Below are 20,942 nucleotides of genomic sequence, written 5' to 3' on the forward strand. Positions count from 1 at the left end.
CCACTATGGGCGGCGCCATGGGACAGTGTGTTCGCCCCGGCCGGAAAATCCGGCCCCGCCCCGGGGCGGATGCGCCGGGCCGGGGCGGGCGCGCGCGGCGCCCCGCCCGGCCCGGGGTTTTACTGCAGCGTGATGTTGCCGGCCTTGATGACCTGGGCCCACTTCGCCTTCTCGCTCTTGATGAAGTCGGCGAACGCCTGGGCGCTGCCGCCGCCGGCCTGGCTGCCGGTGTCGGCGATGGCCTTGACCACCTCGGGATCCTTGAGGATCTTGTTGAATTCGGCATTGAGCCGGTCGATGATGGGTTGCGGCGTGGCGGCCGGGGCGATGATGCCCTGCCAGTTGTACGACTCGAAGCCCGGCAGGCCCGATTCGGCCAGGGTCGGCACGTCGGGCAGCACGTCGAGCCGGCGCGCCGAGGTCACGGCGATCGGGTGGATCTTCTTGCCCTGGATGGCCGGCAGCGCCGAGTAGCCCATCTCGAACATCATCGAGATGTGGCCGCCCATCAGGTCGGTGGCGGCCAGGCTGCCGCCCTTGTAGGGCACGTGCACGATATCGATGTGGGCCTGCTCGCGGAACATCTCGCCCGACAGGTGATGCGCGCCGCCGACGCCCGACGAACCGAAGGTCAGCTTGCCCGGCTCCTTCTTGGCCAGCGCGATCAGCTCCTGAAGATTCTTCACCGGCAGCGTGTTGTTCACGCTCAGCACCAGCGGGCTGTTCTCGATCAGCACGACGGGCGCCAGGTCCTTGAGCGGATCGTAGGGCATGTCGGGCATCAGCGAGGGATTCACGGCCATCGGGGCCAGGTTGCCGGTGCCGATGGTGTAGCCGTCGGGGGCGGCCTTGGCCACGAGGTTGGTGCCGATCACGCCACCCGCGCCCGCCTTGTTCTCGACCACGATGGTCTGCTTCAGGTTGTCGCTGAGCTTGCGCGCCAGCAGGCGCACGCGGGTATCGGCAAAGCCGCCCGGCGCATACGGCACGATCAGGGTGATGGGCTTGCTCGGCCAGTTGTCGGCGCCTTGGGCGCGGGCCGTGCCGGTCAGGACGCAGGCGGCGGCAAGCACGCCCGCCATCAGGGGGATCAGGGGTTTCATGCGCGGACTCCTCTATACGTATTGTGTTGCGCGGCAAGACAGGCATTATGCCTCGCCGCGCACGGGAATCCGCGCCGTGCGCTCGCTCAGAAGCGGTAGCCCACCGCCACCGTCGCGACCCAGGGGTCGATGCGCGCGGTGCCGATGCGCTGGCCGTCGAGCTTCACCTTCGACGAGATGTCGATGTAGCGCAGGTCGGCGTTCATGAACCAGCGTTCGCTCAGCTTCACGTCCACGCCGAGCTGGCCGGCCAGGCCCCAGGAGTCCGACATCTTGATGTCGGAGCCCGACAGTGCGCCGTGCGTCTTGGTGTCGAAGAAGTGGGTGTAGTTCAGGCCGATGCCGACGTACGGCTGCACCGTGCTGTCGGGCAGGAAGTGGTATTGCAGGCTCAGCGTGGGCGGCAGCTGCTTGGCGCTGGCGATCTTGCCCAGGCCGTTGTTGCCGCGCACCTCGTGCTCGAAGGGCCAGGCGCCCAGCAGCTCGATGCCGATGTTGCGCGTCGCCATGTAGGTGACGGTGAACGAGGGGCGCACGTTGTTGTTGACGTCCAGCTTCACGGTGCCGTCGAGCACGCTGCCATTGTTGGACTTGGGCCGCACCTGGGTCGCGCCGACCTTCAGCAGCCAGTCGCCTTCTTCGTGGGCGACGGCGGGGGCGGCGGCCATCAGGGTGGCGCCGCAGGCAGCGGCCAGGGCCAGGGCGCGGGCGCGCCGGTACATCGCGAACATATCTTCTTCTCCGTGTTGCGTGACGATAGGAAGTCAGGTTCGCAGAGGCGGGAAAAGCGGGTCTTGACCTGCATCAAGCGGGGCGGGCCGGCGTGGCCGCGGCGCCACAGTGGCGCGCGTCTAGCGCAACGTGTCGGTGCCGCGCGGCACGGCGTAGGCGTGGCGGAAGTAGTCGCGCACCGCGCGCATGGGGCCGGTGATCTCGGCGCCCTTGCGCCATGCCAGGCCCACGTTCATGGGCGGGATCGGATCCTTGAGCTGGATGGTCTCGATGCGCCGGCCTTCGAGCGACCAGGGCCGGTAGACCATGTCCGACAGCACCGCCACGCCGCTGCCGTTGGCGACCATGCTGCGCACCGCCTCCACCGACGAGGTGCGCAGCCGCACGTCGGGCCGGAACGGGGTTTCGCTCCAGTAGCGCAGCGCCGTGTGCGCGGCCTCGTCGACGGTCAGCATGATGAAGGGCTCGCCCGCCACGTCTTCGAGCGTCACGGTGTCGCGCGCGAGCAGGGGATGGCGCGCGGGCACCCAGAGCCGGCGCGGCGAGCCGAAGAAGTGTTCGACCGCGAGCTCCGGATTCACGACATTGGAGGTGAGCAGCACGGCCATGTCGTAGCGATGCGCGATCAGGCCTTCCTCGATGGCGTTGCGGTTGAGCTCGTGCAGCTGGATGTCGAGGTTGGGATAGAGCTGCGACAGGCGCTGCAGGTGATAGGGCAGGAAATAGCCGATGACCGTGTACGAGGCGGCGAGCAGCAGCCGGCCGCTTTCGCGCGCCGCCGCGCCCGGCATGCGCAGCGCCTCGTCCACCGACGACAGGATGTTGTAGGCGTGATTGAGAAAGCCGCGGCCGGTTTCCGTGAGCGCCACGCCGCTCGCGCTGCGCACGAACAGCGGCGAGCCCACGATGTCCTCGAGCTCGCGGATGGCGGTCGTGACGGCCGATTGGGAGATGGCGAGCTGGATCGCCGCCTGGGATATCTGCCCGAGTTCGGCGGCCGCGACGAAGTATTTGAGCTGGCGGAGGGTCAGGGACATGCGCTGCGTATCTGATTAATAGATAGTTTGACCACAGGATATCTGTTTGTCCGCACCACGCGCGCGCATGGCGTTTGAGGGAAATCCCTGAACCCTCATAGAAATGGCGCGCGTGCGCCAAGTCGGTGCATCGGCATCTGTATCTGAATTTCAGATATCACCCGATCCAAAAAAAGAACTTTTTATCCCTCTGCGCCCTCGCTACTGTGCAGGCATCGAGCAGGTCATCGGCCTGCCAGCAGAGGAGACCCCGTTACATGACCCAGGCCACGATAGACCTCAACTCCGACATGGGCGAAGCCTTCGGCCCGTGGAAGATCGGCGACGACGTCGACGGCGACATCATGCCGCTCATCAGCTCGGCCAACATCGCCACCGGCTTCCATGCCGGCGATCCCAACATCATGAACCGCAGCGTGATGCTGGCGCGCGAGCACGGCATCGGCATCGGCGCCCATCCCGGCTTTCGCGACCTGGTCGGGTTCGGCCGCCGCGACCTGAACGAAAGCGCCGAGGGCCTGGTCAACGACATCGTGTATCAGCTCGGCGCGCTGCGCGAGTTCGCCCGCCGCCACGGCGTGCGCCTGCAGCACGTCAAGCCGCACGGCGCGCTCTACATGCGCGCCGCCCGCGACGAAACCCTCTCGCGCCGGCTGGTGCAGACGCTGCGCGAACTGGAGCCCACGCTGCTGCTCTACTGCATGGAAAGCTCCATCACCTGCCAGGTCGCGCGCGAGCTGGGCCAGCCCGTGGTGCGCGAGTTCTACGCCGACCGTGACTACGACGCGAGCGGTTCCATCGTGTTCACGCGCTACACCCAGGCGCTCGACCCGCAGCAGGTCGCCGACAAGGTGCTGCGTGCCTGCACCGAGGGCAAGGTGCGCACGGTGGAGGGCCGCGACATCGCCATCGGCTTCGATTCGGTCTGCATCCACAGCGACACCCCCGGCGCGCTGGCGCTGGTCCGGGCAACGCGCGCCCGGCTCGAGGGCGAGGGCATCCGGATCGCCCCGCCCCAGCTGTTCTGAACCCCCGCGAGTCCCATACCATTCCAAGGAGAAAATCATGTCGCAGCAAGAGATCCGGAGCCCCCTGCCCGGCACCTTCTATCGGCGCCCGAGCCCCGACGCCGCTCCCTTCGTCGAGGTCGGCGGCAGCGTGAAGCCGGGCGATGTGGTCGGCATCGTCGAGGTGATGAAGCAATTCAACCAGGTCGAGGCGGACGTGGGCGGCGTGGTGACCGACATCCTCGTGACCGACGGCGAGCCGGTGGATCCGGGCCAGGTCCTGATGCGGCTCGAGGGCTGAGGCATGCGCGTGACGCCCTACTATCAGCCCCGCAGGATCCGCACCCTGCTCGTGGCCAATCGCGGCGAGATCGCCGTGCGCATCATCCGCGCTGCGCGCGAGCTCGGCATGCGCACGGTGGCCGTATACAGCGACGCCGACCGCGATGCCCTCGCCGTGCAGCTGGCCGACAGCGCCGTGCACATCGGCCCCGCGCACGCCACGCGCAGCTATCTCGACATCGGCGCGGTGCTTGCCGCGGCACGCGACAGCGGCGCCGACGCGATCCATCCGGGGTATGGCTTTCTGGCCGAGAACGCCGGCTTTGCCCAGGCGGTCGCCGATGCCGGCCTGATCTTCGTCGGCCCCGACGCGCAGACCATCCGCAGCATGGGCGACAAGGCGGCGGCGCGCGCCAGCGCCCAGGCCGCCGGCCTGCCCACCGTGCCCGGCAGCGAAGGCGTGGTGGCCTCGCTCGACGAGGCGCTGAGCCATGCCGCGCAGATCGGCTATCCGCTGATGATCAAGGCGGCGGCCGGGGGCGGCGGGCGCGGCATCCGCGTGGCCGTCGACGAGGCCCAGCTGCGCGAGGCGATCCCGCTGGCGCAGGCCGAGGCCCGCGCCGCATTCGGCGATGACGGCGTCTATCTCGAACGCTACCTGCCCCGCGCGCGCCACATCGAGGTACAGGTGCTCGGCGACGGCGAGCGTGCGGTGCATCTGTTCGAGCGCGAATGCTCGCTGCAACGGCGGCGCCAGAAGATCTTCGAGGAAGCGCCGTCGCCCGCGCTCAGTCCCGCGCGGCGCCAGGCCCTGTGCGAGTCGGCGCTGCGCCTGACCGAATCGGTGGGCTACCGCGGCGCCGGCACGCTGGAGTACCTCTACGACGAGGCCAACGAGGCGTTCTACTTCATCGAGATGAACACGCGGATCCAGGTCGAGCACCCGATCACCGAGGCGATCACCGGCATCGACCTGGTGCGCGAGATGCTGCGCATCGCCGACGGCGAGCCGCTGCGGCTGCGCCAGGCCGACATCGTGATGCGCGGCGCGGCGATCGAGTGCCGTCTCAATGCCGAGGATCCGGCGCGCAAGTTCGCGCCCGGCCCCGGCACGGTCGCGCACGTGCGCTGGCCCGCGGGCCCGGGCGTGCGCATCGACTCGATGGTGTACGCCGGCAGCGTGGTGCCGCCCTACTACGATTCCTTGCTGGCCAAGCTGATCGTGTGGGACGAGGACCGGGCCGGCGCGCTGGCGCGGCTGGCCCGCGCGCTCGACGAGACCCGCTTCGAAGGCGTGCCTTCGACGCTGGCGCTGCACCGTGCGCTGGTGGCCGACCCCGGCGTCGCCGCGGGCGACTACCACACCAACTATCTCGAAACCTGGATGCAGCAGCGGGAGGCAGACCTATGAGCGTGCGCTACACCTACGGCGGCGACGAGTTCATCTTTGCCGAGATCAGCGAGTCGATGTCGCTCGCGGCCTTCTTCAAGGGCATGGCGATCACGCGGGCGCTGCGCGAGCGGGCCGTGCCGGGCGTGTCGGAGATCTGCCCGGCCAATGCCTCCTACCAGATCCGCTACGACCCGGAGCAGGTGGCGCCCGAGGCCATGCTGGCGATCCTGCGCGAACTCGAGGCGGCCATCGACCTCGACAACCTCACGCTCGATACCCGCATCATCGAGGTGCCGGTGCTCTACAACGATCCCTGGACCCACGAGACCCTGATGCGCTTTCGCGAGCGGCACCAGGATCCGGCGTCCACCGACCTGGAGTACGCGGCGCGCCTCAACGGCTATGCCGGCATCGACGAGTTCATCGGCGCGCATTCGGGCGCGCCCTGGTTCGTGTCGATGGTCGGCTTCGTGGCGGGCCTGCCGTTCATGTTCCAGATGGTGGAGCGCGAACGCCAGCTCGAGGTGCCGAAGTATCTGCGCCCGCGCACCGACACCCCCAAGCACACCGTCGGCCACGGCGGCTGCTTCGCCTGCATCTATTCCGTGCGCGGGGCCGGCGGCTATCAGATGTTCGGCGTGACGCCGGCGCCGATCTTCGAGCCGGCGCAGCGCCAGGCGCACCTGCGCGACTCGATGGTGTTCTTCCGGCCCGGCGACATCGTCAAGTTCAAGCCGATCACGCGCGCCGAGTACGACACGGCGGTGGCCGAGGTGGAGGCGGGCACGTTCCAGCTGCGCATCCGGCCGGTGTCGTTCTCGCTGTCCGAATTCCTCGCGGCGCCCTCGCAGTACAACGCCCGCCTTCTGGAGACGCTCCATGTCGCATGACGCACCGCTCATCGAAGTGATCAAGCCCGGGCTCGCCACCTCGGTCCAGGACCGCGGCCGCCAGGGCCACTACCACCTGGGCATTCCGCCCTCGGGCGCTCTCGACCAGTTCGCGCTGGCCGCGGCCAATCTGCTGGTGGGCAATGCCGAGGATGCCGCCGTGCTCGAATGCACGCTGCTCGGCCCCACCCTGCGCTTCGAGCGCGGCGCTGATCGCCGTGACCGGCGCGACCATGGTGCCCAAGATCGATGGCCAGGCGCAGGCCTGCAACACGGCGCTGGCCGTGCCCGCGGGCGCCACGCTGTCGTTCGACTTCGTGCAGGCCGGCGCGCGCGCCTGCCTGGCGATCGCCGGGGGCATCGACGTGCCCGAGGTGCTGGGCAGCCGTTCCACCTACACCCTGGGCGCGATCGGCGGCCTCGAGGGCCGCAGGCTGCAGGCGGGCGACCGCCTTCGCGTAGGCCCGCCCCGGCGGCCGGTGCGTGCGGGCCTGGCGCTGGCGGGCGAGCTCGCCGCGCCGTGCCCGAAGGAGCAGGTGCTGCGCGTGCTGCCCGGCCTGTACGACCATCGCCTCGCGCCGGAATCGGCGGCCTCTTTCTATGAAGACAGCTGGACCGTCACGTCCGAGGCCGACCGCATCGGCTATCGCTACAAGAAGGGCCGGCCGCTGCGGTTCCAGCCGCGCGAGCAGCCGTTCGGCGCCGGCGCCGATCCGTCGAACATCGTGGACGCCTGCTACCCGATCGGCTCGATCCAGGTGCCCGCCGGCGTCGAGCCCATCATCCTGCACCGCGACGCCGTGTCGGGGGGCGGCTACGCGATGATCGGCACCGTGATCAGCGCCGACCTCGACAAGGTCGGCCAGATGCAGCCCAACCAGCAGGCCCGTTTCGAGCGGGTCTCGATGGAGACGGCGCTGCAGGCCCGTAAGGATTACCGCGCCCGGCTCGAGCGCCTGCGCGCCGCGCTGGGCTAGCCCCACCCCTTCCCTTCGATCCGCCGTTGTTCTGCCTCCCGCCCGATGCCGCAGGCGGGGCGGGCGCCCCTGCGCCCGTGCCTTACGCGATGTACCCGCATTACGCCGTACTCGTCCGCACTTCGCGGTTCTTCAGCACGTCAGGAGAGCCTCCATGGCCAACCTCACCCGCAACGACTCCTCTTCCGATCGGGATACTTCCCTGAGCACCGTGGCCGATGCCGACCGCATGGGCCGCTTTCCGCTCACCATGGCCTGGTGGGCCGTCTGCAGCGCCATCTTCTACATCGTGGTGGGCGCCACGCTCGCGCTCAACTACGGCGCCCGCAACGCCATCATCGGCATGGTGCTGTCGGTGATCTCCTATGGCCTCGTCAACAGCGTGATCTCGCGCTACGCCATTCGCACCGGCCAGTCGGTGGCGCTGTTCTCGCGCCGCGTCTTCGGCACCTCGGGGGCGGCGCTCGCCACGCTGATCTTCTTCGCCACCGCGATCTACTACGCGGTATTCGAGGGCTCGGTGATGGCGGTCGCCGCGCACCACATGTTCCCGGCCGTGCCCTACTGGGCCTTCGCGCTGCTGGTGGTGATCTACAGCGTGCTGCTGATCTTCGGCAGCGTGCAGCGCTGGCTCGACAAGTTCAACGGCGTGCTGCTGCCCTTCTACCTCGGCGGGCTGCTGCTCGCGGTGGTGCTGGCCACGCGCGAGTACGGCTACAGCGACGCCTGGCTCGCATTCGGGCCGGCAAGCGGGCCGGTGGCGGGCGGCTGGTGGGACGCCTACGTGTACTACATGGGCGTCTGGATCCTGATGATGTTCACGTTCGACTACGCCCGCTTCGGCCGCCCCGAGGATGCGCGCTATCACGGCCGCTACAACTTCGGCATGCCGTTCTACCTCGTCACCTTCCTGCTCAACGGCGTGGCCGGCATCTATCTGGTGAGCGTCATCCCGGGCGACGGAGCGTTGAGCGAGGTGTCGGTGGTGCTGGCCCTGCTCAAGCTGATGGGGCTGGGCGGGCTGTTCTTCGTCTGGGTCACGCAGACCCGCATCAACACCGCCAACTACTACCTCGCCACGATCAACATGCAGGCCTTCTTCGCGCGCTTCGGCCAGACGCGCTGGCCCAAGGCCGCGTGGGCGGTGATCGTGGGGCTGGTGTCGTATGCGCTGATGCTGTTCGACGTGTTCGCCTACCTGCTCCAGGCGCTGGCCTACCAGGGCATCTTCGTGGTTGCGTGGGTCGCCGTGGCGCTGGTGCACATGCTGGCGGTTGGGGAGGGTCCCGAGACGCAAGGGCCGGTGAGCGCCTACAACCGCAGCGGCCTGAGCGCCTGGTTCGCCGGCGCGATCAGCGGCCTGGTGCTGATGCAGGTCGAGGGCGTGGCGGCCACGTTCGCGGCGCCGGCCAGCTTCGTGGTCGCGGCGCTGGTGTACTGGGCCGGCCAAGCCGCGATATCCGGTCCGCGCATGGAGGGCGACGGCGCCTGAACGAAAAAACGGCCGGCCCCTCGCGGGTGCCGGCCGTGCTTGCCGAACGCTGCGCGGATCAGCGCGGCAGTTCGGAGCTGCCCATCAGGAACTCATCCACGGCGCGGGCGCACTGGCGGCCTTCGCGGATGGCCCAGACCACCAGCGATTGACCGCGGCGCATGTCGCCGGCGGCGAACACCTTGTCGACGTTGGTGCGGTAGTCGTCGGTGTTGGCGCGGGCATTGCCGCGACCGTCGCGATCCACGCCGAAGGCGTCGAGCACGGTCTGCACCGGCGACACGAAGCCCATGGCGAGCAGCACCAGGTCGGCCTTGATCTCGAACTCGGAACCTTCGACGTCGCGCATCTTCATCTGGCCGGTGGCTTCGTCCTTGAACCACTCGACGCGGGCGCCGACCAGCTTCTCGACCTTGCCATTGCTGCCCTTGAAGGCCTTGGTGGTGACGGCCCAGTCGCGCTGGCAGCCTTCGTCGTGCGACGAGGAGGTGCGCAGCTTCAGCGGCCAGTACGGCCACACCATCGGCTTGTTCTCGCTTTCGGGCGGCTGCGGCAGCAGCTCGAATTGCGTGACCGAGGCGGCGCCGTGGCGGTTGCTGGTGCCGACGCAGTCGGAGCCGGTGTCGCCACCGCCGATCACCACCACGTGCTTGCCCTTGGCCAGGGTCTGGTCGACCAGGCGGTCACCGGCCACGGCCTTGTTCTGCTGGCGCAGGAAGTCCATGGCGTAGTAGACGCCCGACAGCTCGCGGCCCGGCACGGGCAGGTCGCGCGGGGTCTCCGAGCCGCCGCTCATCACGATGGCGTCGAAGTCGGCCTGCAGCGACTGCGGCGTGCGCACGGTCAGGCCGTCGGCGGCCGCGTCGCCCGGGTTGCCGATGTAGGTCGACGGCTGGAACTCCACGCCCTCGGCTTCCATCTGCGCCACGCGGCGGTCGATCTGGGCCTTTTCGAGCTTGAAGTCGGGGATGCCGTAACGCAGCAGGCCGCCGATGCGATCGCTCTTCTCGAACAGGGTCACGCTGTGGCCGGCGCGGGCCAGCTGCTGCGCGGCGGCCATGCCGGCCGGGCCGGAGCCCACCACGGCGACCTTCTTGCCGGTCTTGCGTGCCGGCAGTTGCGGCACCACCCAGCCTTCGGCCCAACCCTTGTCGATGATCGCGTGTTCGATCGACTTGATACCGACAGCGTCGCTGTTGATGTTCAAGGTACAGGCGGCTTCACACGGCGCCGGGCAGATGCGGCCGGTGAATTCCGGGAAGTTGTTGGTGGAGTGCAGCACGTCGAGCGCGGCACGCCAGTCCTGGCGATACACCAGGTCGTTCCAGTCCGGAATGATGTTGTTGACCGGGCAGCCGTTGTTGCAGAACGGGATGCCGCAGTCCATGCAACGCGCGGCCTGCTGCTTGGCCTGGTCGTCGCTCAGGTGCAGCACGAATTCGCGCCAGTGCTTCAGGCGCTTCGCGGGGGCTTCAGACGCCTCTTGCAGGCGCTGATATTCCATAAAGCCAGTGATCTTTCCCATGTCTTTCCTCACGCAGCCATTTGTTGCGGGTTGGCTGCACGCCACATTTCACCCAGTGCGCGGCGGTATTCCGTCGGCATGACCTTGACGAACTTGCCGCGCGACGCTTCCCAGTCGCCCAGGATCTCGCGGGCGCGGAAGCTGCCGGTGTAGCGGAAGTGCTCTTCCACCAGGCGGCGCACGATCGCCTCGTCGGTGTCGCGCTCGCCGCCGCGTTGCGCGCTGTGCCAGGTTTCCAGATTGTTCTGCGCCTGCTGTTCGGCGTGCGGCAGAATGCTTTCGAGTTCGACCATCGACAGGTTGCAGCGATGCTTGAACGTGCGGTCCGGATCGTAGACGTAGGCCACGCCGCCGGACATGCCCGCCGCGAAGTTGCGGCCGGTGCTGCCCAGCACGACGACGGTGCCGCCGGTCATGTATTCGCAGCCGTGGTCGCCGGTGCCTTCCACCACCGTCGCGGCGCCCGAGTTGCGCACCGCGAAGCGTTCGCCGGCCACGCCGTTGAAGAACGCCTCGCCCGACAGCGCGCCGTAAAGCACGGTGTTGCCGGCGATGATGTGGTCGGGGCCGAAGCCGCGGAAGTCGTTGGGCGAGCGCACGATGATGCGGCCGCCCGACAGGCCCTTGCCGACGTAGTCGTTGCCTTCGCCCACCAGATCCATCGTGATGCCGTGCGCCAGGAACGCGCCGAAGCTCTGGCCGGCGGTGCCGTTGCACTGGATGTGGATGGTGTCGTCGGGCAGGCCTTCGTGGCCGTAGCGCGCGGCCACGGCGCCGGACAGCATCGCACCGATCGTGCGGTTGCGGTTGCGCACCGGCACGATGAACGACACCTTCTCGCCACGCTCCAGGGCGGGCTTGCTGCGTTCGATCAGCTGGTGGTCGAGCGCGCCGGCCAGGCCGTGATCCTGCTCTTCGGTGTGGCGCACCGGCTCGTCGGAGACGGCGCGGTGGAACACGCGATCGAAGTCCAGGCCCTGGGCCTTCCAGTGTTCGACGCCGGCGCGCATGTCGAGCAGGTCGGTGCGGCCGATCAGGTCGTCGAACTTGCGCAGACCCAGCTGGGCCATGATTTCACGCACTTCTTCGGCGATGAAGAAGAAGAAGTTGACCACGTGCTCGGGCTTGCCCTGGAACTTCTTGCGCAGCTCGGGATCCTGCGTGGCCACGCCCACCGGGCAGGTGTTCAGGTGGCACTTGCGCATCATGATGCAGCCCTCGACCACCAGCGGCGCGGTGGCGAAGCCGAATTCGTCGGCGCCCAGCAGCGCGCCGATCACGACGTCGCGGCCGGTCTTCATCTGGCCATCGGCCTGCACGCGGATGCGGTTGCGCAGGCGGTTCAGCACCAGCGTCTGCTGCGTTTCGGCCAGGCCGAGTTCCCAGGGCGTGCCGGCGTGCTTGATCGAGGACACGGGCGAGGCGCCGGTGCCGCCGTCATGGCCGGCGATCACGACGTGGTCGGCCTTGGCCTTGGCCACGCCGGCCGCGACCGTGCCGACGCCCAGCTCGGAAACCAGCTTGACCGAGATCGACGACTTCGAATTGACGTTCTTCAGGTCGTGGATCAGCTGTGCCAGATCCTCGATCGAGTAGATGTCGTGGTGCGGCGGCGGCGAGATCAGGCCCACGCCCGGCACCGAGTAGCGCAGCTTGGCGATGTAGTCGGTGACCTTGTGGCCCGGCAGCTGGCCGCCTTCGCCCGGCTTGGCGCCCTGCGCCATCTTGATCTGGATCTGGTCCGCGCTGGCCAGGTATTCGGCGCTCACGCCGAAACGGCCCGAGGCCACCTGCTTGATGCGCGAGCGCAGCGAGTCGCCCTTCTTGAGCGGCACGTCGGCTTCGATGCGGTCGGCGCCGAGCACCGAGGCCAGCGAGTCGCCGTCCTTGATGCCGCTCTTGCCGGTGCGCATCTCGGCGCGGTAGCGCAGCTCGTCTTCGCCGCCTTCGCCGGTGTTGGACTTGCCGCCGATGCGGTTCATCGCGACGGCCAGCACCGAGTGGGCTTCGGTCGAGATCGAGCCCAGCGACATGGCGCCGGTGGCGAAACGCTTGACGATGTCCTTGGCCGGCTCGACGTCTTCGAGCGGGATGGCGCGGGCCGGATCGACGCGGAACTCGAACAGACCGCGCAGCGTCATGTGGCGCTTGCTCTGGTCGTTGATGATCTGCGCGTATTCCTTGTAGGTGCGGTAGTTGTTGGCGCGCGAAGCGTGCTGCAGCTTGGCGATCGAGTCCGGCGTCCACATGTGCTCTTCGCCACGGACGCGATAGGCGTATTCGCCGCCGGCGTCGAGGGCGTTGGCCAGGACCGGATCGTTGCCGAAGGCGGCGCGGTGCAGGCGCAGCGCTTCCTCGGCCACCTGGAAGATGCCGATGCCCTCGATGTTCGAGGTGGTGCCGGTGAAGTACTTGTCGACCAGCGTGCGTTGCAGGCCCACGGCTTCGAAGATCTGCGCGCCGCAATACGACATGTAGGTCGAGATGCCCATCTTGGACATGACCTTGTTCAGGCCCTTGCCCACGGCCTTGATGTAGTTCTTGACCGCCTTGTCGGGGTCCGGCAGGCGGCCCAGCGACTCGAGCGCGAGGTAGGGGTGGACCGCCTCGGCGCCGTAGCCGCCCAGCAGCGCGACGTGGTGCACTTCGCGCACGGAGCCGGTCTCGACGACCAGGCCGGTGTTGGTGCGCAGGCCGGCGCGGATCAGGTGCTGGTGCACCGCCGACGTGGCCAGCAGCGCGGGGATGGCCACGCGCTCGCTGTCGACCAGGCGATCCGACACGATCAGGATGTTGTAGCCGCTCTGCACCGCATCGACGGCGCGCGCGCACAGGGCGGCCACGCGGGCTTCGATGCCCTCGGAGCCCCAGGCGGCGGGGTACGTGATGTCGAGTTCGTAGCTGCGGAACTTCTTGCCGGTGACCTGTTCGATGTCACGGATCTGCGCCATGGCGGCGAAGTCCAGCACCGGCTGCGACACTTCGAGACGCAGCGGCGGATTGACGTTGTTGATGTCGAGCAGGTTGGGCTTGGGGCCGATGAACGACACCAGCGACATCACCAGTTGTTCGCGGATCGGGTCGATCGGCGGGTTGGTGACCTGGGCGAACAGCTGGCGGAAGTAGTTGTAGAACGGCTTGGCGCGGTTCGACAGCACGGCCAGCGGCGCGTCGTTGCCCATCGAGCCGATCACTTCCTCGCCCAGCGTGGCCATGGGTTCGAGGATGAACTTGTAGTCTTCCTGGGTCCAGCCGAAGGCCTGCTGGCGGTCGAGCAGCGGCACCGGGCTCTGGGTGGCCGGCGACACGTTTTTCGGCGCGGGCAGCGATTCGAGCTTGATCTGCAGGCGCTCGATCCACTGGCGGTACGGGCGGCTGTTGGCCAGCTGCAGCTTGATCTCGGCATCGTCGATGATGCGGCCCTGCTCCAGGTCGATCAGGAACATCTTGCCGGGCTGCAGGCGCCACTTCTTGACCACGCGGTTTTCCGGGATCGAGAGCGTGCCGGCCTCGGAGGCCAGGATGACCATGTCGTCGTCGGTGACGAGGTAGCGTGCGGGGCGCAGGCCGTTGCGGTCGAGCGTGGCGCCGATCTGGCGGCCGTCGGTGAAGGCCACGGCGGCCGGACCGTCCCAGGGCTCCATCATCGCTGCGTGATATTCGTAGAACGCGCGGCGGCTCTCGTCCATCTGCGTGTGCTGTTCCCAGGCTTCCGGGATCATCATCATCATCGCGTGGGCGAGCGAGTAGCCCGAGTTCACCAGCAGCTCGAGGCAGTTGTCGAACGTGGCGGTGTCGGACTGGCCTTCGTAGACGATCGGATAGAGCTTCTTCAGGTCGTCGCCGAGCACGGCCGACTGCATCATGCCTTCGCGCGCGCGCAGCCAGTTGAAGTTGCCCTTCACCGTGTTGATTTCGCCGTTGTGGGCGATCATGCGGTACGGGTGGGCGAGCGGCCAGGCCGGGAAGGTGTTGGTCGAGAAGCGCTGGTGCACCAGGGCCAGGGCCGACACGGTGCGCGGATCGGCCAGGTCGAGGTAGTAGCGGCCGACCTGGTCGGCCAGCAGCAGGCCCTTGTAGACCACGGTGCGCACCGAGGCGGACGGCACGAAGTATTCCTTGCCGTGGGCCAGGCGCATGTTCTGGATGGCGTGGCTGGCGGTCTTGCGGATCACGTACAGCTTGCGCTCGAGCGCGTCGGGCACCATCACGTCGGCGCCGCGGCCGATGAACAGCTGGCGGATCACGGGCTCGCAATCGCGCACGGCGGGCGACATCGGCATGTCGCGATCGATCGGCACGTCGCGCCAGCCCAGCACGATCTGGCCTTCGGCACGCACCGAGCGCTCCAGTTCCTGTTCACAGGCCAGGCGCGAGGCGGTTTCCTTGGGCAGGAACACCATGGCTACGCCGTATTCGCCCGGCGGGGGCAGGGTCACGCCCTGCTGCGCCATTTCGTCGCGATACAGCGTGTCGGGGATCTGGATCAGGATGCCTGCGCCGTCGCCCATGAGCTTGTCCGCGCCGACCGCGCCGCGGTGGTCGAGGTTCTCGAGGATCTTCAGGCCCTGCAGGATGATCGCGTGGCTCTTGCGCCCCTTGATATGGGCGACGAAACCCACGCCACAGGCGTCGTGTTCGTTATTGGGGTTGTAGAGACCCTGGGCCGTGGGCAGACCGATGCGGCGAGCATCGATGGGGGCCGTAACGACAGTGCGACAGGATTGGTCTTTCGAAGTTTGGGACATAACGCGCTCCGCAGTGGCCTGCGTCGTGAATGTTGCAGTGCAGGAGGCGACATTACTGCGCGCAGGGTCATCGCGCAACAGGAATTTAGGGGGTATGTCCCCAAATAATCAAATGAGAAGAATTCTTGATTAATATTGGGGCCATAGACAAATGGCTTATAAATCAGGATATTGAGATTTCACGAATTTGAACTTCATGTTGCTTTGGCGGTGAAAGTGCCATAATCCGGTTTATATGTCCCCGTTTTATGGGGCCTTATTTCTGGCCCCGGCGGTGTAAAAAACAACGCAGCAATGACAAAACCCGGCCGAGGCCGGGTTCGAGGGGGACGCGCGAGAAGGAGCTCAGCGGGAGGCGCCGCCGCTGCCGTGAGGTCCGGCACCGCCGTCGGTGGGGGCCACCGGCGGCTCCGCGCCCGGCCGGTCGAGATCGCGCGCCGGGTCGGCGGCGGCGGCGTGTTCCGGTGCGGTGTCGGCCGGGGACGCCGGCTTCTTGCGCGGCCGGCCGCGCTGACCCGGCGCCACGCGTCGGCTGGCGGTGTGGGCCAGGCTGGCGATGAAGTCGGGACCGCCCAAGGCCCATTGGCCGGACACGGCCTGCTCGATGCGCTGCGACTGGTCGCGCGAGAGGCCGTCCTGCAGGCGCTTGCGGTAATTCGCCTGGCGATCGAACGGCGTGTTGCCGCAGGCCCAGTAATCGGCATGATCGGACTGCCATTGCACCGGCGGCACCGAGGTGTTGCCGGTGTGGCTGGCGGCCGACGACCAGGGCCAGGAATCGGGATCCACCGAGGCGCCGCTGCGCACCGGGTATGTTTCGAGCCAGACCAGCGACGGCAGCACCCACACGCCCGGCTCGAGCAGCGCCGAGCGGTAGCGGCCGGCGAATACGCGGCCGCCACGCAGGCGGGCCGCGAGGTTGCGACCCAGCGTCTGCATCAGGCGCGGCAGGCCTTCCTCGTCGGCCGGCGTCGCCAGCAACAGGATGCGATCATTGGCCAGGACCCAGCCATGGACCGCGACTTTGTGGCGCTGCGCCGACTCACCAAGCCAGCCGGCCAGTTGATTCAGGATGTCGCCGGGCGCCGGTTGGGACGGCGCGGCCAGCGACTGCACGAAGTTGGCCTGCACCAGTTGGGGCAGCCCAGGGGCATACAAGCGGGGCAGTCGGGCCATAGTCGGGTCTTGCGGGACGCAAGCTCATGTAGATTGCACACACACTATAAATAGTGCCGGCGTGGTCGGCGGTCAAGCCCGGCAGACCCGAATCAAGGGTCAAATCGGTAACCGTCCTGGCAGGTTAACATCGGGAACCGATTTTCAGTACCCGCACATACACTAGGATTTCCCCGAGCCGCAGCGCTGGCGCGCCCCAGGCGCCCGTCACGGGCCGCAGCCGCGATCCGCGCCGGCCCCCCATGGGGAGGCGTTTTCCGCGTCAGGGCCCGGCAGCATCGCTTGCGTGACATTGCGTGCGCGGCGGCCCGCGGCCGGCGCGCGCGCTTTGGGGACATGTCCGGTAACACACCTGTCGCCGCGCAGGCCTGCCGGCGGTGCCGCGGGTCCCAGGAGCCAAGCAAGATGTCCGCACTCGAATTGCTGTCCCAGCACCGCGCCTTTGGCGGCTGGCAACGTTTCTACCGCCACGATTCCACCGAGATCGGCCTGCCGATGCGGTTCTCGGCCTACGTGCCGCCGCAGGCCGAGCACGGCCCCGTGCCCGTGCTGTTTTTCCTGGCCGGCCTGACCTGCACCGAAGAGACCTTCATGATCAAGGCGGGCGCGCAGCGCCTGGCCGCGGAGCTCGGGCTGATGCTGGTCACGCCCGACACCAGCCCGCGCGGCGCCAACGTGCCCGGCGAAGACGAGGACTGGGACTTCGGCACCGGCGCCGGCTTCTATCTCGATGCCACGCAGGCGCCGTGGGCCAGTCACTACCGCATGGAAAGCTACGTGGCGCGCGAGCTCTACGAGCTGGTGGGCCGCGAGCTGCCCGCCGACCTCGAGCGCGCGGGCCTGTTCGGCCATTCGATGGGCGGGCATGGCGCGCTGGTGCTGGCGCAACGGCATCCGGGCCGCTGGCGCAGCGTCTCGGCCTTCGCGCCGATCGCCGCGCCCACGCAATGCCCGTGGGGCCACAAGGCATTCGCGGGCTATCTCGGCGACGACCGCGCCGCCTGGGCCGCGCACGACGCCACCGAACTGATGCGCAAGCAGCGCGCGGCGCCCTATCCGGCCGGCATCCTGATCGACCAGGGCCTGGCCGACAACTTCCTGCCGACGCAGCTCAACCCCGAGCTGTTCGAGGCGGCATGCCGCGAGGTGGGGCAGGCGCTCACGCTGCGCCGCCACGAAGGCTACGACCACGGCTATTACTTCATCTCGACCTTCATCGCCGACCACCTCGCCTTCCACGCGGAACGCCTGAAGTAAGGTTGCGCGCGCAACAAAATCGCAGGCCCGGCATTGCCGGGCCTTTTTCATGGCTTGCGCGCTCAGGCGTTGAAGTGCGCCCGCAGCTGGTCCTGGCCGTGCGTTCTGGCGGCCTCCAGCAGCTCGGGGCCGCGGGCCGTGCCTTCGACGCTGAACACCTGCACCTGCATGAGCCCCATGGTGGCGAGCGCGTGGCGCAGATAGGGGGTGAGGAAATCGGGCTGGCGCGCGAGCGGGCCCGAGAACAGGCCGCCCGACGACACCGCCACATAGACCGGGCGGTCCGCGAGCGTGCCGATCTTGCCTTGCGGCTCGATGCGGAAGGTATGGCGTACGCGCAGCACGTGGTCGATCCAGGACTTGAGCGCCGACGGCACGGTGAAGTTGTGCATCGGCGTGGCGATCACCAGCACGTCGGCGGCGCGCAGTGCCGCGATCAGCCGGTCCGACACCGCCAGTGCGCCCGCGGCCGTGCCGTCGGGATCGGCGGGCGCGGCCAGCGCGCGCGCGTAGCCGCCATCCACGTGCAGCAGCGTGTTCGTGTCGAAGTCGGTCACCGTGATCGGTGTGCCGGCGTGGCGGCGCGACAGGTGCTCGAGGAGCTGGTCGGAGAGGCGGTGGCTTTCGGAGTCGGCGCCGCGGGCGCTGCACAGCAGTCGGAGAATGTTCATGGCGATGTCCGGGTCAAAGATCCTGGCCGAAGCGGATGGCGCTGGTGAGCAGGCCCTGGCGGAAGTAAAAGCGCTGGGCGAGGCTGTTCGACAGGCCGGTGTCGAGCACCAGCCGGGCGCAGGCATATTCGCGCGCGATGCGGGCCACCACGTCGAGCAGCTTCGCGCCCCAGCCGGCGCCGCGCTGGGGCGCGCTCACGACCAGATCGTCGACGTAGACGAACCGGCCATAGATCATGTTTTCCTGGAAACGATAGCCGGCCAGCGCCAGCGGCGCGCCGTCTTCCCACACCGCCAACAGGTGCCAGTCCTGCGCCTGCTGGCGGCGGCAACGCGCCAGGAACGCATCGGCGTCGTCGAGGTGGGGGCGCAGTTCGCGCATCAGGCCATGGCAGGCCAGCAGGTCGTTGTCGGTCGTCGCATGGACGTAGCGGGGATCGGTGGGCATGTTGCTCCCAGGGGCTCAGGGGATCGGGGCGGCCGCGGGGCCATCGGCGCCGCGGGGAACAGTCGTCATGCTACGGAGCGCATGACATAATCCAAAGGACCATATTCGGTGTTTTTGAGTGGGACATGATTCCCGCGCTCCTGCTGATTCCCCGCCCATGACCCTCGACACTCCCGCCGGCGCAGACGCCGAAGCGCCGCTGTATCGGCAGATCTACTGGCAGGTGCGGCGCGGCATCGAAGCCGGCACCCTCAAGCCGGGCGACCGCGTGCCCTCGGTGCGCGCCCTGGCCAAGGAGCTGGGCATCGCGCGCGGCACCGTCGAAACCGCGTATGCCGTGCTCAACGGCGAAGGCTGGATTCAGTCACGCGGCCAGGCCGGCACGGTGGTGTCGCCCAATCTGGCGCCCCGTCCCGCGCCCGCCCCGGTGGCCGAGTCCGCCGAGGTGGTGGCCGAGTTCGGCACCGCGCCGCCCGCCACGCCCGATGGGCCGCTGTGGATGCGGCCCAAGGTACCCATGCCGCTGCAGATGGGGCTGCCGGCGCTCGACGCGGTGCCGCGCAAGCTGTGGGCGCGGCTGGGTGCGCGCTGCCTGCGCAGCATGCGCCTGCCCGACCTGGCCTACCCGGCGCCCGCCGGCCTGGACGCGCTGCGCGAGGCCACCGCGGCCTATCTGCAGGTCTCGCGCGGGCTGCATTGCACGGCGGCACAGGTGTTCATCACCGGGGGCTATCACCAATCGATCCAGGTCGCGACCGCGACGGTGCTGGCGCCGGGCGATACGGTATGGGTCGAGGATCCGGGATACCCGCCCACGCGCGCCCTGCTGACGCAGTTCGGCATGGCATGGCAGCCGGTGCCGGTCGATGACCAGGGCATCGACGTGGACGCCGGCATCGCGCTGGCGCCGGGCGCGCGCGCCGCCGTGGTCACGCCGGCGCATCAGAGCCCGCTGTCGCTCACGCTGTCGCCGGCACGGCGGCAGGCGCTGCTGGCCTGGGCCGCCGGGCGCGAGGCCTGGCTCATCGAAGACGACTACGACGGCGAGTACCGCTACGTCAGCCGGCCGCTGCCGGCCCTGGCGAGCCGCGATACCGCCGGCCGCGTGCTCTATGCCGGCACTTTCTCGAAGGTATTGTTTCCCGGCATGCGCCTGTCTTATCTGGTGGTGCCGCCCGCGCTCGTGGGTCGCGCCGAGCGCTTGCACGCGCTGGTCGGCGCCGGGGCGCCGTGGCTGACGCAGGCGACCCTGGCGCTGTTCATGAACGAAGGGCATTTCGCGCGGCACATCCAGCGGATGCGCCGCCTGTACGCCGAGCGCCGCCTGTACCTGGCGGCGGCGCTGGACGCGGCGCTCGGGTCCACGCTGCGGGTCGAGCCGCAGCCCGGCGGCATGCACCTGGTGCTGCGCCTGCCGGCCGGCTACGACGATCGCGCGCTGGCCTCGCGGCTGCGCGAGGACGGCCTCTACATGCAGCCGCTGTCGGGCTGGTCGAGCCGGCCCGATGCGGCGCCGGGCCTGTTGATGAGCTTCACCAATGTGGCCGATCAGGAGCAGGCCGATGCGCTGGCGGCCCGCATCCGGCGCGTGTTGCGGCCAGAGGTGGTCTGAATCGGCGGGCGATGCCCGGCCGGGCGTGGTCCGAATCCGCGCCCGCCCGCGGCCGGCCTCAGGACAGGTTGGCCTTGTCCAGGCCGTACTCGGCGTCGAGCGAGCCGGGCACCGGCAGGAAGGCCACGCTGAGGCGGTTCCAGCCGTTGATGGCCACGATGGCGAACGACAGCGCGCTGAGTTCGGCTTCGGAGAAGTGCTCGCGGGCAGCGGCGTAGTCGGCATCCGAGACGCCGTGGGCCGGCAGGCGGGTCAGCAGCTCGGTCCAGGCCAGCGCCGCACGTTCGCGCGGCGAGAACAGCGGCGATTCGCGCCAGATCACGACGTGGTGCAGGCGCAGTTCGCGCTCGCCATGCAGCTTGGCCTCCTTCACGTGCATGTCCACGCAGAACGCGCAGCCGTTGATCTGCGAGGCGCGCAGCGTGACCAGCACGCCGAGTTCGCGGGCGATCGGATCCTTGTTCAGGGCCATCTGGAAGTCGCGGAACTTCTTCGCGAGTTCGGGGGCGTTTTGGTAGTAATTGACGCGGGACATGAGGCTTCCTTGTGGTGTCGGGGGCCGCGCCGGGGAGCTTGCGCGCGGTCTGTGGCA

Annotated in this window: 16 protein-coding genes and 1 pseudogene; 8 read left to right on the top strand and 9 right to left on the bottom strand. The window is 68.5% G+C overall.

Features of this window, described 5'->3' with window-relative positions:
* Positions 1–119 precede the first annotated feature (119 nt).
* The 3 genes from CEG14_RS00900 to CEG14_RS00910 form a co-directional block, all read right to left on the bottom strand.
* Positions 120–1,103 carry a Bug family tripartite tricarboxylate transporter substrate binding protein gene (locus tag CEG14_RS00900; RefSeq protein WP_094824477.1) on the bottom strand — a complete coding sequence of 328 codons (984 nt, stop codon included), beginning with the start codon at positions 1,101–1,103 and terminating at the stop codon, positions 120–122.
* 86 nt (positions 1,104–1,189) lie between these two features.
* On the bottom strand, positions 1,190–1,834 hold the full coding sequence (locus tag CEG14_RS00905; protein ID WP_094824478.1) for an OmpW/AlkL family protein: 645 nt from the start codon (positions 1,832–1,834) through the stop codon (positions 1,190–1,192).
* Positions 1,835–1,954: 120 nt separating this feature from the next.
* Positions 1,955–2,872, bottom strand: coding sequence for a LysR family transcriptional regulator (locus tag CEG14_RS00910; protein ID WP_094824479.1), 918 nt, complete (start codon positions 2,870–2,872; stop codon positions 1,955–1,957).
* A gap of 257 nt (positions 2,873–3,129) precedes the next feature.
* On the opposite strand from CEG14_RS00910, the gene CEG14_RS00915 reads away from it, so the two are divergent.
* The 6 genes and pseudogenes from CEG14_RS00915 to CEG14_RS00940 all read left to right on the top strand — a co-directional run bounded on the left by CEG14_RS00915 (position 3,130) and on the right by CEG14_RS00940 (position 8,913).
* The gene (locus tag CEG14_RS00915) at positions 3,130–3,900 is read left to right on the top strand and encodes a 5-oxoprolinase subunit PxpA (protein ID WP_094824480.1); all 771 of its coding nucleotides are present in this window, start codon (positions 3,130–3,132) and stop codon (positions 3,898–3,900) included.
* A gap of 37 nt (positions 3,901–3,937) precedes the next feature.
* Entirely contained in the window at positions 3,938–4,180 is a 243-nt protein-coding gene (locus tag CEG14_RS00920) for an acetyl-CoA carboxylase (RefSeq protein WP_094824481.1), read from the top strand.
* Positions 4,181–4,189: 9 nt separating this feature from the next.
* Positions 4,190–5,572 carry an acetyl-CoA carboxylase biotin carboxylase subunit gene (locus tag CEG14_RS00925; protein WP_373454158.1) on the top strand — a complete coding sequence of 461 codons (1,383 nt, stop codon included), beginning with the start codon at positions 4,190–4,192 and terminating at the stop codon, positions 5,570–5,572.
* Positions 5,569–6,444: a 5-oxoprolinase subunit B family protein gene (locus tag CEG14_RS00930; protein WP_094824483.1), complete on the top strand. Its 876-nt coding sequence runs from the start codon at positions 5,569–5,571 to the stop codon at positions 6,442–6,444. The genes CEG14_RS00925 and CEG14_RS00930 overlap by 4 nt, the downstream gene beginning before the upstream one ends.
* Positions 6,434–7,421 (top strand): annotated as a pseudogene (locus tag CEG14_RS00935) (biotin-dependent carboxyltransferase family protein). The gene CEG14_RS00930 and the pseudogene CEG14_RS00935 overlap by 11 nt, the downstream one beginning before the upstream one ends.
* Positions 7,422–7,575: 154 nt before the next feature.
* Positions 7,576–8,913 (top strand): purine-cytosine permease family protein, encoded by a 1,338-nt coding sequence (locus CEG14_RS00940; RefSeq protein ID WP_094824484.1) that lies wholly within the window; start codon positions 7,576–7,578, stop codon positions 8,911–8,913.
* A 58-nt stretch (positions 8,914–8,971) separates the two neighbouring features.
* Here the strand turns inward: CEG14_RS00940 and CEG14_RS00945 are convergent, their stop codons facing one another.
* From CEG14_RS00945 to CEG14_RS00955, 3 genes are all read right to left on the bottom strand, one after another.
* Positions 8,972–10,438, bottom strand: coding sequence for a glutamate synthase subunit beta (locus CEG14_RS00945; protein ID WP_094824485.1), 1,467 nt, complete (start codon positions 10,436–10,438; stop codon positions 8,972–8,974).
* A gap of 8 nt (positions 10,439–10,446) precedes the next feature.
* Positions 10,447–15,186 (bottom strand): glutamate synthase-related protein, encoded by a 4,740-nt coding sequence (locus CEG14_RS00950; RefSeq protein ID WP_094824486.1) that lies wholly within the window; start codon positions 15,184–15,186, stop codon positions 10,447–10,449.
* A 345-nt stretch (positions 15,187–15,531) separates the two neighbouring features.
* Positions 15,532–16,362, bottom strand: coding sequence for a hypothetical protein (locus tag CEG14_RS00955; protein WP_255032062.1), 831 nt, complete (start codon positions 16,360–16,362; stop codon positions 15,532–15,534).
* A 405-nt stretch (positions 16,363–16,767) separates the two neighbouring features.
* Between CEG14_RS00955 and fghA the strand changes: the two genes are divergently transcribed.
* A complete protein-coding gene (gene fghA / locus CEG14_RS00960) occupies positions 16,768–17,619 on the top strand; it encodes an S-formylglutathione hydrolase (protein ID WP_094824487.1) in 852 nt (283 codons plus the stop codon).
* Positions 17,620–17,681: 62 nt separating this feature from the next.
* Here fghA and CEG14_RS00965 read toward each other — a convergent pair whose 3' ends face one another.
* The gene (locus CEG14_RS00965; RefSeq protein WP_094824488.1) at positions 17,682–18,290 is read right to left on the bottom strand and encodes an FMN-dependent NADH-azoreductase; all 609 of its coding nucleotides are present in this window, start codon (positions 18,288–18,290) and stop codon (positions 17,682–17,684) included.
* 13 nt (positions 18,291–18,303) lie between these two features.
* Positions 18,304–18,738: a GNAT family N-acetyltransferase gene (locus tag CEG14_RS00970; RefSeq protein WP_094824489.1), complete on the bottom strand. Its 435-nt coding sequence runs from the start codon at positions 18,736–18,738 to the stop codon at positions 18,304–18,306.
* Positions 18,739–18,895: 157 nt separating this feature from the next.
* Here CEG14_RS00970 and pdxR point away from each other — a divergent pair, with 157 nt between their 5' ends.
* Positions 18,896–20,350 carry a MocR-like pyridoxine biosynthesis transcription factor PdxR gene (gene pdxR, locus CEG14_RS00975; protein WP_094824490.1) on the top strand — a complete coding sequence of 485 codons (1,455 nt, stop codon included), beginning with the start codon at positions 18,896–18,898 and terminating at the stop codon, positions 20,348–20,350.
* Positions 20,351–20,408: 58 nt separating this feature from the next.
* Here pdxR and CEG14_RS00980 read toward each other — a convergent pair whose 3' ends face one another.
* Positions 20,409–20,885, bottom strand: a complete 477-nt coding sequence (locus CEG14_RS00980) for a carboxymuconolactone decarboxylase family protein (RefSeq protein WP_094824491.1) — start codon at positions 20,883–20,885, stop codon at positions 20,409–20,411.
* Between the last annotated feature and the right edge of the window lie 57 nt (positions 20,886–20,942).

Source organism: Bordetella genomosp. 1 (genome assembly GCF_002261335.1).
Classification (GTDB): Bacteria; Pseudomonadota; Gammaproteobacteria; order Burkholderiales; family Burkholderiaceae_B; genus Bordetella.

Coding starts and splice junctions, on each gene's coding strand:
- CEG14_RS00900 (WP_094824477.1), bottom strand. CDS start 1,103: ATGAAACCCCTGATCCCCCTGATGGCGGGCGTGCTTGCCGCCGCCTGC.
- CEG14_RS00905 (WP_094824478.1), bottom strand. CDS start 1,834: ATGTTCGCGATGTACCGGCGCGCCCGCGCCCTGGCCCTGGCCGCTGCC.
- CEG14_RS00910 (WP_094824479.1), bottom strand. CDS start 2,872: ATGTCCCTGACCCTCCGCCAGCTCAAATACTTCGTCGCGGCCGCCGAA.
- CEG14_RS00915 (WP_094824480.1), top strand. CDS start 3,130: ATGACCCAGGCCACGATAGACCTCAACTCCGACATGGGCGAAGCCTTC.
- CEG14_RS00920 (WP_094824481.1), top strand. CDS start 3,938: ATGTCGCAGCAAGAGATCCGGAGCCCCCTGCCCGGCACCTTCTATCGG.
- CEG14_RS00930 (WP_094824483.1), top strand. CDS start 5,569: ATGAGCGTGCGCTACACCTACGGCGGCGACGAGTTCATCTTTGCCGAG.
- CEG14_RS00940 (WP_094824484.1), top strand. CDS start 7,576: ATGGCCAACCTCACCCGCAACGACTCCTCTTCCGATCGGGATACTTCC.
- CEG14_RS00945 (WP_094824485.1), bottom strand. CDS start 10,438: ATGGGAAAGATCACTGGCTTTATGGAATATCAGCGCCTGCAAGAGGCG.
- CEG14_RS00950 (WP_094824486.1), bottom strand. CDS start 15,186: ATGTCCCAAACTTCGAAAGACCAATCCTGTCGCACTGTCGTTACGGCC.
- CEG14_RS00955 (WP_255032062.1), bottom strand. CDS start 16,362: ATGGCCCGACTGCCCCGCTTGTATGCCCCTGGGCTGCCCCAACTGGTG.
- fghA (WP_094824487.1), top strand. CDS start 16,768: ATGTCCGCACTCGAATTGCTGTCCCAGCACCGCGCCTTTGGCGGCTGG.
- CEG14_RS00965 (WP_094824488.1), bottom strand. CDS start 18,290: ATGAACATTCTCCGACTGCTGTGCAGCGCCCGCGGCGCCGACTCCGAA.
- CEG14_RS00970 (WP_094824489.1), bottom strand. CDS start 18,738: ATGCCCACCGATCCCCGCTACGTCCATGCGACGACCGACAACGACCTG.
- pdxR (WP_094824490.1), top strand. CDS start 18,896: ATGACCCTCGACACTCCCGCCGGCGCAGACGCCGAAGCGCCGCTGTAT.
- CEG14_RS00980 (WP_094824491.1), bottom strand. CDS start 20,885: ATGTCCCGCGTCAATTACTACCAAAACGCCCCCGAACTCGCGAAGAAG.